General features: G+C 64.6%; 13 protein-coding genes and 1 tRNA gene. 11 read left to right on the top strand and 3 right to left on the bottom strand.

Features of this window, described 5'->3' with window-relative positions; all coding sequences use genetic code 11:
- Positions 1–47 precede the first annotated feature (47 nt).
- The 6 genes from IM737_RS14790 to IM737_RS14765 are packed head-to-tail and all read left to right on the top strand — an operon-like array spanning position 48 to position 4,882.
- Complete coding sequence (locus IM737_RS14790) at positions 48–1,412, top strand: LLM class flavin-dependent oxidoreductase (protein WP_236894991.1); 1,365 nt, start codon at positions 48–50, stop codon at positions 1,410–1,412.
- Positions 1,412–1,978, top strand: a complete 567-nt coding sequence (msuE, locus tag IM737_RS14785) for an FMN reductase (protein WP_236894988.1) — start codon at positions 1,412–1,414, stop codon at positions 1,976–1,978. Before IM737_RS14790 ends, msuE begins: the two co-directional genes overlap by 1 nt.
- A gap of 20 nt (positions 1,979–1,998) precedes the next feature.
- Positions 1,999–2,964, top strand: coding sequence for an aliphatic sulfonate ABC transporter substrate-binding protein (locus tag IM737_RS14780; RefSeq protein WP_236894985.1), 966 nt, complete (start codon positions 1,999–2,001; stop codon positions 2,962–2,964).
- A gap of 57 nt (positions 2,965–3,021) precedes the next feature.
- Complete coding sequence (locus IM737_RS14775; RefSeq protein ID WP_236894971.1) at positions 3,022–3,873, top strand: ABC transporter permease subunit; 852 nt, start codon at positions 3,022–3,024, stop codon at positions 3,871–3,873.
- A 2-nt stretch (positions 3,874–3,875) separates the two neighbouring features.
- Positions 3,876–4,691, top strand: coding sequence for an ABC transporter ATP-binding protein (locus tag IM737_RS14770; RefSeq protein ID WP_236894967.1), 816 nt, complete (start codon positions 3,876–3,878; stop codon positions 4,689–4,691).
- Between the two features lie 8 nt (positions 4,692–4,699).
- Positions 4,700–4,882, top strand: a complete 183-nt coding sequence (locus IM737_RS14765; RefSeq protein ID WP_236894963.1) for a hypothetical protein — start codon at positions 4,700–4,702, stop codon at positions 4,880–4,882.
- Between the two features lie 166 nt (positions 4,883–5,048).
- Here IM737_RS14765 and IM737_RS14760 read toward each other — a convergent pair.
- Positions 5,049–5,138, bottom strand: a tRNA-Ser gene (locus IM737_RS14760).
- A gap of 237 nt (positions 5,139–5,375) precedes the next feature.
- On the opposite strand from IM737_RS14760, the gene IM737_RS14755 reads away from it, so the two are divergent.
- The 3 genes from IM737_RS14755 to IM737_RS14745 are packed head-to-tail and all read left to right on the top strand — an operon-like array spanning position 5,376 to position 6,845.
- Positions 5,376–5,699 (top strand): hypothetical protein, encoded by a 324-nt coding sequence (locus IM737_RS14755; RefSeq protein ID WP_236894949.1) that lies wholly within the window; start codon positions 5,376–5,378, stop codon positions 5,697–5,699.
- Between the two features lie 55 nt (positions 5,700–5,754).
- Complete coding sequence (gene msrA / locus IM737_RS14750; RefSeq protein WP_236894946.1) at positions 5,755–6,411, top strand: peptide-methionine (S)-S-oxide reductase MsrA; 657 nt, start codon at positions 5,755–5,757, stop codon at positions 6,409–6,411.
- Between the two features lie 32 nt (positions 6,412–6,443).
- Positions 6,444–6,845: an MmcQ/YjbR family DNA-binding protein gene (locus IM737_RS14745; RefSeq protein ID WP_236894944.1), complete on the top strand. Its 402-nt coding sequence runs from the start codon at positions 6,444–6,446 to the stop codon at positions 6,843–6,845.
- Between the two features lie 13 nt (positions 6,846–6,858).
- On the opposite strand, the gene IM737_RS14740 is transcribed toward IM737_RS14745, so the two are convergent.
- Both IM737_RS14740 and IM737_RS14735 read right to left on the bottom strand, forming a co-directional pair.
- Positions 6,859–8,649 (bottom strand): hypothetical protein, encoded by a 1,791-nt coding sequence (locus IM737_RS14740; protein ID WP_236894942.1) that lies wholly within the window; start codon positions 8,647–8,649, stop codon positions 6,859–6,861.
- Positions 8,650–8,721: 72 nt separating this feature from the next.
- The gene (locus IM737_RS14735; protein WP_236894940.1) at positions 8,722–9,138 is read right to left on the bottom strand and encodes a hypothetical protein; all 417 of its coding nucleotides are present in this window, start codon (positions 9,136–9,138) and stop codon (positions 8,722–8,724) included.
- 150 nt (positions 9,139–9,288) lie between these two features.
- Between IM737_RS14735 and IM737_RS14730 the strand changes: the two genes are divergently transcribed.
- Both IM737_RS14730 and IM737_RS14725 read left to right on the top strand, forming a co-directional pair.
- Positions 9,289–10,713: an MFS transporter gene (locus IM737_RS14730; RefSeq protein WP_236894938.1), complete on the top strand. Its 1,425-nt coding sequence runs from the start codon at positions 9,289–9,291 to the stop codon at positions 10,711–10,713.
- Positions 10,714–10,947: 234 nt separating this feature from the next.
- Entirely contained in the window at positions 10,948–11,997 is a 1,050-nt protein-coding gene (locus IM737_RS14725) for a LacI family DNA-binding transcriptional regulator (RefSeq protein ID WP_236894936.1), read from the top strand.
- Positions 11,998–12,111: the final 114 nt, after the last annotated feature.

The following is a 12,111-nucleotide window of genomic DNA, read 5'->3' as shown; positions in this document are numbered from 1 at the left end:
ATGATGCCGCTGCACGAATAGGGTGCAGTGAACATCGTGAGGTCGAGATGAGTGACACAACACGCAGAATTCGCCTTGGCGCCTTCATCATGGCGACGGGACACCACATCGCCGCCTGGCGACACCCTGATGCCGACGCCCATGCGGGCCACAGCATCGACCACTATCGCGACCTGGCGCAGACGGCCGAGAAGGGCCTGTTCGACCTGGTCTTCGTGGCCGACAGCCCGGCTGGCTGGGACGGAGACCGCGATCCGGAAATCCGTAGCCGCGTCAGCCATTCGGCCCATTTCGAGCCGGTGACACTATGGTCGGCCCTGTCGCAGGTGACGAGCAATATCGGCTTCGTAGCCACCGCCTCGACCACATACGAGGACCCCTATCTGCTGGCCCGCAAATTTGCCTCGCTCGATCACATCAGCAAGGGCCGGGCTGCATGGAACGTGGTGACCACAGGCGCTGACGTCTCCAAGAACTTCTCCATCGCCGGGCACCCCGCCCATGCCAACCGCTACGAGCGCGCCGAGGAGGTCGTCGATCTCGTGCTCGACCTCTGGGACAGCTACGAGGACGACGCGCTGATCGTCGACAAGGAAAGCGGTGTCTTCCTTGATCCGAACAAGGTGCACAAGGTCGATCACCACGGCCAGTTCTTCGATGTCGCCGGTCCGCTCAATGTTGCCCGCTCGCCGCAGGGCCGTCCGGTGGTGGTACAGGCAGGGGCTTCCGAAGCCGGGCGTAGCCTGGCTGCCCGTACCGCCGAGGTGATCTTCACCGCCAACCAGACGCTGGCTGATGGGCAGGAATTCTATTCCGACATCAAGGGGCGACTCGCCAAGCATGGTCGCCGCCCCGAACAACTGCTGATCATGCCGGGCCTGTTCCCTGTGCTGGGTGGCACCGAGGCGGAGGCCAAGGAGAATTACGACTTCATCCAGTCGCTGGTCCATCCTTCGATCGCCTGGGGCATTCTCAAGCAATACTATGTCGGCGTCGATCTCTCGGGCTACTCGCTCGACGACATCGCCCCGCCCCTGCCCACCGATACCGAGCTCAACAAGAGCCGTCTCAAACTGGTGTCGGACCTTGCCCGCACAGGGCTCACCCTGCGCCAGCTCTACCTGTCACTGGCCACGGCCCGTGGTCACCGAACCTATGTCGGCACGCCTGAGCAGGTCGCCGACGCGCTGCAGGACTGGTTTGAAAACGGCGCGGCCGACGGCTTCAACATCATGCCGCCCATCCTGCCCACTGGTCTCACCGACTTTGTCGAGCAGGTGGTGCCGATCCTGCAGAAACGCGGCCTCTACCGCACCGAATACGAGGGCACGACACTGCGCGAGAACCTGGGCCTGGAGCGCCCGATCAACCGCTTCGTCGCCCGCGCCAACCAGCAGCAGCGGAGCGCCTGATGAGCCAGCTTCATATCGTCGGCTTCGCCGGCAGTTCCTCCGTTCCCTCCCGGACGCGCAGCCTTGTCGAGACCATCGTCGCGACCACGGCTGATCGCACCGGCGCCCGCACCACGGTCTATGACCTGGTGGACATCCATCCCTCGCTGGGCGCGACGCTCGACCCACGCCACGCGCCGCCCGATCTGGTTGAGCTGATCGACACCATCACCAATGCCGATGCTCTCGTGGTCGGGTCGCCGGTCTACAAGGGAACCTATACGGGCCTGTTCAAGCACCTGTTCGACCTGATCGATCCCAAGGCGCTCAAGGACAAGCCGGTGGTGCTGACCGCCACCGGCGGCAGCGAGCGCCATGCGCTGGTGGTCGACCACGGTTTGCGACCGCTCTTTGCCTTCTTCTCGGCCGACATCCTCTCGACGGGCATCTACGCCACCGAGCCCGATTTCGCCGACTACCTCCCCGCCAGCACCAACCTCAAGGCCCGCATCGAGCGGGTCGTGGATGAACTCGCCTGGCGGCTGGCAGCCGCCCGCAATGCCGAACTCCTGGCGCAGAGCGCCTGATCCTTTCAACGGAGCCTTCCATGTTTACCCGCAGACAGACTTTCCAGCTTTTCGCCGGCGCCGCTGCCGTACTGGCGCTGCCGACCGCCGGCCGGGCGCAGGACAAAGCCACCGAATTCCGCATCGGCTGGCAGAAAGGCGGCGTGTTTGCGCTGGCCAAGAATAGCGGCGCCATCGAAGCGCGCCTGGCGCCACGCGGCATCACCGTCACCTGGGCCGAGTTCACCTCTGGCCCGCCGCTGCTTGAGGCACTGGGCGCCAATGCGCTGGACTTCGGCTCCACCGGCGACGTGCCGCCGCTGTTTGCCCAGGCCGCCGGTGGCGACCTGGTCTATGTGGCGGCAACGCAAGGAAGCCTTGACGGCTCGGCCATCCTGGTTAAGCAAGACTCACCTATCCAGACGCTGGCCGATCTCAAGGGCAAGAAGGTCGCGTTCAAGCGTGGTTCCAGCGCCCACAACTTCATCGTGAAGGCGCTGCGCAGCGCCGGTCTGACGCTCGACGACATCACTCCACTCGATCTCGGGCCGCCCGATGCCGCACCGGCCTTTGCCAACAATCAGATCGATGCCTGGGTCATCTGGGACCCCTATTATGCCATCGCGGCGCAACAGCCCGATACCCGCGTGCTGGCGACGACCGAGGGTATAGTCGACTCCTGGGGGTTCCTCCAGGCCAACGGCGCCTTTGCCAGGGACAACCCGACAGTCGTCGCCGAGGTTATCAATGAGTTGCGCAAGGTCGGCGAGGCCGCGCAGGCTGATCTCGACACGACCGCAGCGGCCGTTTCGGCAGTGACCGGGGTGCCGGTCGAGATCACCCGCATCACACTGGGTCGCAAGGGCGCCAATCTCGGCGCCATCACCCCGCTCAATGACGAGATCATCGCCTACCAGCAGGCGCTGGCCGATGAATTCTTCGGCCTCAAGATCATTCCGCGCGAACTGAAGATCAGCGACATCGTCTGGTATCCGCCCGCGCTCTGACCCTGACGGGCCGGCACAACGCCGGCCCGCTTTCCCTGCTTTCACCGGAAGGTCGACATGACTCTCGCTGCTGAACTCGGTAAGCCCATCTCCGTGCCCACCGGCTCGCGCGTCCGCGCGCCGCGTCGTTCCTTCGCAATTTCACCGACCAGCCTGCTGCCTTTCCTTCTCCCGGTCGGCATCGTTCTGCTGTGGCAGGCCGCATCGTCCTTTGGCTGGATCACCAACCGGCTGATGCCAGCGCCGATCCAGGTCGTCTGGGCCTTCTGGGACAAGCTCACCAGCGGTGAACTGGCGGTCAACATCCAGGCCAGCGCCGTCCGCGCTATTTCCGGTCTGCTGGTCGGCGGCTCCATCGGCTTCCTGCTTGGTCTCGCCAATGGGGTGTCGCGCCTCAGCCACGCGCTGACCGATACGACACTGCAGATGCTGCGCACCATTCCGAACCTGGCGCTGATCCCCTTGGTCATCCTGTGGTTCGGCATTGGCGAGGAGGCCAAGCTCTTCCTCACGGCGCTGGGTGTGTTCTTCCCGATCTATCTCAACACCCTGCATGGCGTGCGTAATGTTGATCCGCAGCTCATCGAGATGGGCCGCGTCTATGGGATGAATGGCTGGACGCTGTTCCGCAAGGTCATCTTCCCCGGCGCGCTGCCGTCGATCTTTGTCGGCCTGCGCTTCTCGCTGGGCATCATGTGGCTAACGCTGATCGTGGCCGAAACCATGGCCGCATCGTCGGGCATCGGACACATGGCCAATTCGGCCCGCGAGTTCATGATGACCGACGTGGTGATCCTGGCTCTCGTTATCTACGCCCTGCTCGGCAAGCTGGCCGACGTCATCGCGCTCACGCTCGAGCGGCTGACCCTGTCGTGGAACCCCGCCTACCAGAAGCCGTCAAGGAGCTGACCATGAACACCAGTACCCGCACCAAGAATGCCTGGGGCAAGGATATCGAACCCGAATACGAGGCGCGGACGCCGCGCCAGCGCGACTGCGAGCGCGGCGTCGGCATCCGCATCGAGGGGCTTTCCAAGAGCTTTGGCGAGACAAAGGTGTTGCACGATCTCGACCTCGAGGTTCCCGCAGGCCAGTTCCTGGCAATTGTCGGCAAGAGCGGCTGCGGCAAGAGCACGCTGCTGCGGCTGCTGGTCGGGCTCGATACGCCAACGTCGGGACGCATCAGCTTCACTGGCCTGGATGGCAGCGAGAGCGAGCCGAGCTCGCGCATCGTCTTTCAGGAACCGCGATTGTTGCCCTGGGCCAGCGTCATCGACAATGTCGTCGTCGGGCTCGGCGAGGGCGTGAACAAGCGCGAGGCAAGGAGGCTGGCCGAGGCAGCACTGGCCGAAGTGCAACTGGGCGAAAAGGCCGGCGAATGGCCATCGCGCCTATCCGGCGGCCAGCGCCAGCGCGCGGCCCTCGCCCGGGCGCTGGTGAGCCAGCCGGCATTCCTCGCCATGGACGAACCCCTGGGCGCACTCGATGCGCTGACGCGCATCACCATGCAGTCTTTGGTCGAGCGGGTCTGGCAGGAGCAAGGCTTCACCGCCCTGTTCGTAACCCACGATGTCGGTGAGGCCGTGGCGCTGGCCGATAGGGTCATCGTGCTCGACGAGGGTCGGATCGCCCTCGACATCGCTATTGACCAGCCCCGCCCCCGCCAGCGAGGCACCGCCGATCTCGCCGAGATCGAAGGCCGCCTGCTCAAGGGCATCTTCAAATAGGAGCCGCGATGTTCACGCTGTTCGGAATCCTGTCGCCTGCCAACACCCGCCCGGTCGCCAGCAAAGAGGCGCCATTCAAGCGCTCGTTCTTTGGCGCGCCAGTCGTCCCCATAGCGGTACCGGCCGAGCAGGATGCGCTCTACCTCGCCGGCAAGCAGCCTGAGCCGCCTGAGCGCAAAGTTCGAAACTGACTGCTTGGATGGCACCTCCGGACACAATCAGGCTCTCGATGAAGCTGAGGCCTCGTTGCCGGACCGTCGATGAAAGCCGCGTTCCCCGGGGGCCCAGGCCATCCGGCGCATCGGCTTGCCCCCGCAAACAGGCAAGGATGTCGGAGCGCTAAAGCCAAGGATGAAATGGCGGAGAGAAAGGGATTCGAACCCTTGAGACGGTTCCCCGCCTACACACTTTCCAGGCGTGCGCCTTCGACCACTCGGCCATCTCTCCGCATCGCCTTATCCCCGGGCTGGAACCGCCGGAGGGGCCAGCTTGGAAGCCGGCGCGAGCGAGGCGCAATATACTTATCGTCGCCCCCGGCGCAAGGGATCACGACACCGCGATGACGATTGTTTTGCGATAGAGGGCTTGCCACCTTGTTAGAGGCCCCGCCGACATGGCAAAAGACCGGATATGCACGGGGTGGAACGGTAGGCCAACCCTTCCCCGTCGGCACCGGGATTGTGGATGCGGCTTGTTTTGAGAGTTCTCGGCACCTGGCTGATTGGCCTGGCGCTGGTTTTGCTTGTAATCGACGGCACCCGCTCGCTGGGTGCCAACGCGCTGGTGTTTACGAGCCTGGCGGATTTGTGGACGCAAATCCATCCGCCAAGCCTTGAGGCCGTCAAAGGCTTTTTCGACAGCCGGTTTTTTGCCGACCTGCTGGATGCAGCGCTGGCGACGGTGCTGCAATACCCGGCCTTTGCCATATTCGGCGTGCTGGGGATTGTGCTGGCGCTGCTGGGACGGAAGCCGCATCGTGAGCGGTTCCTGCGGCAGGACCAGATCTAGGCGGTAACCTTTGGCGCCGTCGCGACGTATAGTCTGGTGAAAGGAAGGAAAGACCATGTTCTTCAAATCCAAGCCGACGACCATTCCCTCTGCCAGCGAAGCCCTGCCGGGCCGCGCGATGGAAATGCCTGTCGCGGCTGAGCATTTCGTCAATGGGCAGTCCCTCAAGGGTCCCTACCCCGCCGGCGCCGAGACCATCTATTTCGGCCTGGGCTGCTTCTGGGGCGCCGAGCGTCTGTTCTGGCAACTGCCGGGCGTGATCGTCACCGCAGTGGGCTACCAGGGTGGCTCGACGCCCAACCCGACCTATGAGGAAACCTGCTCGGGCCGTACCGGTCATACCGAGGCGGTCAAGGTGGTCTATGACCCCGGCACGATCAGCCTCGACATGCTGCTCAAGACCTTCTGGGAGGAGCACAATCCGACCGAGGGCATGCGGCAGGGCAATGATGTGGGCACCCAGTATCGCTCGGCCATCTATACCACCACGCCCGAACAGGCGGCGGTGGTGGACAAGAGCCGCGCAGCCTACCAGGCGGCGCTCAATGCCCGTGGCCTCGGTCCGATCACGACCGAGATATCCCCGGCGCCCGCGTTCTACTATGCCGAGACTTATCACCAGCAGTACCTGGCCAAGAATCCGCGCGGTTATTGCGGGTTGCAGGGGACCGGCGTGAGCTGCCCGATCGGGGTCGGCGTCGCCGCCGAATAGGGCATAGAGGCTGTCACACAGGAGTCGATCCGATGCCTCGGATCGACTCTTTTGTTACCACCCGGATACACATGGTCGACTATCCCGCTGTGATGACCCGAACGGGCTTCGAAAGCTTCGTGCTGGCGCTGCCGAAGGCGACGCTGGTCCGGCAATGGCGGGACGATTCGGTCGCCAAGGTGGGCGGCAAGATCTTTGCGTTGCTCGATCGCGATCCGGGCGAGGTGTGGCTCAAGGTTTCCGACATTGCGTACGAGCTGCTGACCGAGCTGCCGGGTATTCGGCCGGCACCGTATTTTGCCCGGGCGGGCTGGGTGGCGATCTCGGTGGCCAGTCCGCTCAGCGAAGATGAGGTCGAGGCCTATCTGCGCGAGGCGCATCGGCTGGTGGCCGGCAAGTTGAGCTGGAAGGTGCGGGCAGAGCTGGGGCTATAGGCGGTAGCGCCACCTAGTCCGGCAACACCGCGAAGACCTTGAGCGGGCTGTCGGGGAGGCTCACATCCTGCAGCCAGGCCGGGACTTCGCCCTTGGCGTAGAGGTTGGCCAAGCTGTCTTCGGCGCGGCTGGGGAGGCCGCGGAGTTCGGCCATGGCGGGGCAGAGGACGACGAGGCCGATGCCGCGGGCCGTGAGAATGGCGCGGGCGTCGGCAATCGGATCGTTGAAGAAGCGGAAGGCATCTCGCACGCCCTGCTGGTTGCGATGATAGGGCGCCGCCACGACCTCGTGCGGCGTATAGAGCATGATATGGGCGCCCAGATCGATGGGCGACATGATGCGCTCGGGGGGCAGGGCCGCAAGATCGGCAAAGGCAGAGGGGACGAGGCAAGGCTCCTTGTCGGCGCGGGCCTCGGCGACCTGCTGGGCGCGACCGGGGAACAGATTGACCGTGGCGGCGACCACCAGAGCGAGGACAATACCGGAAAAGGCGAGCCAGCTGAGGATCAGGCCGGCAATACCCGCGAGACGCGGCGAGGCCAGGTAGCGCTGGCGCGCCGCGACGATCAGCCAGGCGGCGGCCGGCATGGCCGGCATGATGGCGAGGCGGGCGCCGCGCACCTGGGCCAGCATGATGACGGCGGCAAAGACCAGGAAGACCAGCAGGGCTGCCCATTCGGGACGGTCCGTCTCGACCTTCCACAGCCGGTAGAGCACCACCAGCGTGCCGAGCAAAGCGGGCACGCCCACTGCGACAGCATAGGCGGGCAGCTCCGATATGGTCGATGTCCAGGGCTTGGCCTCGATGATGCCGGCGATCCAGTTGGCCTGCAGCCATGGATCGAGCTCGCCATAGGGCCCTTTGAGGCATTGCGGGTAGAGGACGGCAACCAAAGCCATGCCGGCGGCGCCGAGTAGGCCCAGGATCAGTAGCCGCTGCCAGGCAGCACGGGCGGGGATGAAACTGGCGATGGTGAAGGCTGCCGCGACGGCAAGAGCCACGCCGACATAGACCGGCGAGAGCACGTCGCAAGCGGGTTCGAACCAGCGCGACGGCAGGCGGAAGATGGCCAGATGCGCCATGCTGCCCAGCGCAAAGGCGAGGCCGAAATGGCGCATGGTGGCGGCCCGGGTCGAATCGAATACCCAGATGAGCCCGGCCACGAGGATAGCCGCCCCAATAGTGGGCAGGGATTCGGTGGCGATGGCGAGAGCTGTGGCGGCGAAGAGGCCGCCCAGAACGGCGAAGCGCGGGCGGCGGATGGATTCGACGCCGGCCCAGGCGACAGCGAGCGTGAGCAGGATCACCACACCATGGTGATCGACGCGGCCGGGTGTAAATTCGGCCGTGATAGCCGGGCTGAGCACTGGCAGGATCAGCGCCGGCAGCACGCCTTCCGGACCGACGAGGCGCAGGGCCAACCGGGCGCTGAGCCAGAGCAGGACCAGCAGCAGGAGCATCGGCCAGACATAACCGGCCGCAACCAGAGCCAGGTCGGCGCCCAGGAACGGGGTGAAGGCCATGACCAGCAAAGCCAGCGGCAGATCGATCAGCCGCGACCAGTGAATCTCGGCGCCAAAGGGCGTGTTGAGGCGATGGGCGGTGAGATCGTACCAGCCCTGACCCTGGATGAACTCGCGCACCATGACCATGCGCATGGCATCGTCGGTATCGGCAAAGAAGGGCAGGCCGGCACGGCCCACTACAGCCCTAACCACCAGGATGATGGCGGCGACGGCAAAAACGGCTGCCACGATGCGCAGATCGGGTCCGCGGCTGCTGGTTGGGCTGGGAGAGGTCACGGAACGGTCCTGCGGCAAGAGCGCCGGCAGGATGGACCAAGGCGGGTTAAGATGGGGTGGAGGTGGGCTCCACTAACCGCCCTGGCCGTCGTCGATGAACGAGCCGGTGACGGCCTGGAATGCCTGGCCGCACATATCCCAGCGCGGGCAACTATCGATGAGCGCCAGCGGGGCCCAGATCAGGATCACGGCCACAAACATTCGCAGCAATGCCGCGCCCAGGGGCAAGCGGGCGCCGCGAAAGGCCAGCACGAGAAAATAGCAAGCCGAGAGGACGGCGAGCCACGACAGGACCTGGACGGCGGGAGAGGTCAAGCGATCATAGGGCGAGATATAGCCATCGGGGAATCCAGCCATGGACAGGCTCATCAGCACGACCAGACCTATCGCCAGGCAGGCCAAGCCAAAGCCGGAGAGGGCGAAGCGAGTGACGAGACCCATACGTTGCCGACGGCCGAAATTGTTTCTCACGGAAATGCCGTCGGCCATGATGTACTCCCAAACCGTCTGTGGGGCTGCAATGGCGCAAGGTGGATGAACCGGACCTGAAACTTCGGCGGTAGGAGCGAATCTCGTTGCCTAAACATTGGGCACAATATACCAAGCATATTCTTGTTTTATTTGATTGCGAGTCGTCCGATGTCCGATACTGTGGAAGGCCGCTGGGCCGAGATTTTCACGCCGCGCTATGCCACCGTGACGTTGATCGTGTGCCTGGGCGTGGCGCTGCTGGCGTTCAATGCGTTTCTGTCGACGATCTCGCTGCCGACGGCGGTGCGGGAAATGGGCGGTGTGGCACTGATTTCGTGGGCGCTGACGCTGTTCCTGGTGTTTGCCATCGTGGGCGGATCGGGCGCGGCCCTGCTGAAGCAGCGGCTGGGCGCACGGACGGCGCTGGTGCTGTCAGCAGGCGTGTTCATTGCCGGTACGCTGATCGCGGCCAGCGCGAGCTCGATGGAGCAGGTGCTGGTGGGGCGGGCTGTGCAGGGGCTCGGCGAAGGCGTGGTTTCGGCGATCTGTTTTGCACTGATCCCGGAGCTGTTTCCGTCGCGACTGGTGCCCAAAGTATTCGGGCTCAATGCGATGATCTGGGCCGTTGCGGCGTTTGGCGGACCGGCAGCCGCTGGCCTTCTCACGGAACTGGTATCCTGGCGCGCGGCGTTTCTGGTCAGCGTGCCGATAGCGCTGATCTTTGCCGCCATGGTTGTGGTCAAGGTGCCGGCGCACTCGCCCGGCGACAGGCAGGACGTGCGTTTTCCGGGACTGCGGCTGCTGATGATCGGGGTCGCCATCATGCTGGTGGCGCTGGCGGGCCTGGCGGCGCCGCTATCGGCGAAGGGGCTGTTGGTGGCGGCTGGCCTATTGCTGGTTGGCACGGTCTGGCTCGATGGGCGAAGCCGCGACCGGCTGATGCCTTCAGATGCGTTCCGGCCGGTATCGGTGGTCGGGACGGGGATTTGGATGGTGCTGCTGATCAATGTGGCCGGCGCCGGGTCGGCGGTCTATCTGGTGCTGGTGGTGCAACAGATGTGGGGCATGGGCCCGACGGCTGCGGGCGCGATCGCGGCAGTGTTGGCGGTGGCGTGGAGCGCGTCGGCTATTGCGGTGGCCAATGTGCGCAGCAAGGAGACGCGCAAGACGCTGATCCGGCTCGGACCGGCAATGATCGGAACGGGCCTGATGCTGGTGCTGATCGGGCTACAACTGGACCAGGTGGCCATCGTGGTGGCTGGGCAGTTGATCATCGGGAGCGGCTTCGGCACCTGCAACGGTTATCTCAACCTCACGATGATGGAGGCCGCGAGCGATGCCGAGCGCGACCGGACCTCGGCGCTGATGCCGACGACGCAATCGGCGGGCAATGCCATCGGGGCGGCTTTGGCGGGCGTGGCGGCCAATTCGGCAGGTTTGGCGACAGCGGTTTCGAGCGCTGACATCAAGTTTGCCATCGTGCCGGTCTATGTGCTCGGCGCGGCCATGGCGGCGCTGGCTTTTGCATCGGCATGGCGCATGGTGCAACTGGTGCGGCCGCAGGACGCCAATTCGAGCTTCGCGGCGGGCTAACCCACAAACTAATACCACTTTAGGACCACTTGTCGCGCGTCGGGACATTTTGCACTGCCAATCTGCGGGTAAAAGGCGTGCCTGGCTAATGGCTTAGGTACGCCTTCGCGTCGACATTTCCACGCCGCAGTAAATTTGGCCCACCGCCCAGTGGTCTGCTTGACTCGTCCCCGCGTTCGATTTCACGATGTGGGATCGGTCCCATAGCAGGATCGGACGGGGAGAATTGGCGGCATGGCGACCATCGATGATGTGTCGAAACGAGCGGGGGTTTCCCGCTCCACCGTGTCCCGGGTCGTGGCCGACAACGGCTATGTCTCGGAAGAAAAACGCCGCGCCATCCAGCAGGCTATTGCCGAGCTGGGTTATCGTCCCAATACGCTGGCGCAGGCCCTGCGGTCCAACCGCTCCAACATGATTGGCGCCGTGGTGGTCGATGTGGGCACGCCCTATTTTGCCAACATGGTCTATGGCCTGCAACGCAGCATGCGTCGGGCCGGCAAGGCGCTGATGGTATCGTCGGGCTATGCCGACCAGGATGAGGAAGCGCGCGCCATCATCGAACTGGTCGACCGGTCGTGTGACGGGATCGTGCTCTATCTCGAACGGCCGCTGCGCCAGGATGTGGTGGAGATCATCCGGGCGGCGCGCATTCCGGTGGTGATGATCGGGCGGCAGGGTTGCGAGGTGGCGCGCGGTTCGGTGCAGCTCGACAATTTCGGCGGGGCCCGCGCGGCGATGGATTTCCTGCTTGACCAGGGGCACCGCAGAATTGTCCACCTGTCAGGCCAGGCCGATTTCGGCGATACCGCAGCGCGCCTCAAGGGGATCGCGGCGGCGCTATCGGCGCGCGGGCTCGGCATGGGCGACATCAGGATCGTCAGCGGCGAGTTCAGCCAGGAATTCGGCTATGCGGCGACGTTGGCCCTGATCGAAGAGGGCCACGACTTCACCGCGATCTTTGCCGGCGACGATGATATGGCGGCGGGCGTGCTGTTGGCCCTGCGCCATGCCGGCAGGGCGGTGCCCGGCGATGTGTCGGTGATCGGCTTCGACGACACATTTCATGCGCAGCATCTGTGGCCGCCGCTGACCACCATCCGGCAACCGGTCGACGAGATCGGCGAGGCGGCGGCGAACCTGCTGCTCAAGCTGCTGGCGGAGCCGGGATCGGCCATGCTGGAAACGGTGATCGGCACCAGCCTTGTCGTGCGCGACAGCGTGGGACCGGCGCAGCAAAGACGAAAGGAGCGCGAGGGGAACGTGACGGCCGTGGCAGGCTAGATCCGGCAGCAGATCGATAGCGCCACGGGACAGGAGCATCGGCAATGGGCCACCCGGCGCCGGGACAGGGACAATATGGGATCGATCTCACAATGTGACGTGAGCGATGTTTTC

This window comes from Devosia sp. SL43 (assembly GCF_021729885.1).
GTDB lineage: Bacteria > Pseudomonadota > Alphaproteobacteria > Rhizobiales > Devosiaceae > Devosia.
Note: the sequence above shows the minus strand (reverse complement) of the source record. Positions and strands in the feature narration are given on the sequence as shown.

Excerpts from the sequence above, each read along its gene's own strand:
- IM737_RS14790 (WP_236894991.1), top strand. The coding sequence starts at position 48 with ATGAGTGACACAACACGCAGAATTCGCCTTGGCGCCTTCATCATGGCG.
- msuE (WP_236894988.1), top strand. The coding sequence starts at position 1,412 with ATGAGCCAGCTTCATATCGTCGGCTTCGCCGGCAGTTCCTCCGTTCCC.
- IM737_RS14780 (WP_236894985.1), top strand. The coding sequence starts at position 1,999 with ATGTTTACCCGCAGACAGACTTTCCAGCTTTTCGCCGGCGCCGCTGCC.
- IM737_RS14775 (WP_236894971.1), top strand. The coding sequence starts at position 3,022 with ATGACTCTCGCTGCTGAACTCGGTAAGCCCATCTCCGTGCCCACCGGC.
- IM737_RS14770 (WP_236894967.1), top strand. The coding sequence starts at position 3,876 with ATGAACACCAGTACCCGCACCAAGAATGCCTGGGGCAAGGATATCGAA.
- IM737_RS14765 (WP_236894963.1), top strand. The coding sequence starts at position 4,700 with ATGTTCACGCTGTTCGGAATCCTGTCGCCTGCCAACACCCGCCCGGTC.
- IM737_RS14755 (WP_236894949.1), top strand. The coding sequence starts at position 5,376 with ATGCGGCTTGTTTTGAGAGTTCTCGGCACCTGGCTGATTGGCCTGGCG.
- msrA (WP_236894946.1), top strand. The coding sequence starts at position 5,755 with ATGTTCTTCAAATCCAAGCCGACGACCATTCCCTCTGCCAGCGAAGCC.
- IM737_RS14745 (WP_236894944.1), top strand. The coding sequence starts at position 6,444 with ATGCCTCGGATCGACTCTTTTGTTACCACCCGGATACACATGGTCGAC.
- IM737_RS14735 (WP_236894940.1), bottom strand. The coding sequence starts at position 9,138 with ATGGCCGACGGCATTTCCGTGAGAAACAATTTCGGCCGTCGGCAACGT.
- IM737_RS14730 (WP_236894938.1), top strand. The coding sequence starts at position 9,289 with ATGTCCGATACTGTGGAAGGCCGCTGGGCCGAGATTTTCACGCCGCGC.
- IM737_RS14725 (WP_236894936.1), top strand. The coding sequence starts at position 10,948 with ATGGCGACCATCGATGATGTGTCGAAACGAGCGGGGGTTTCCCGCTCC.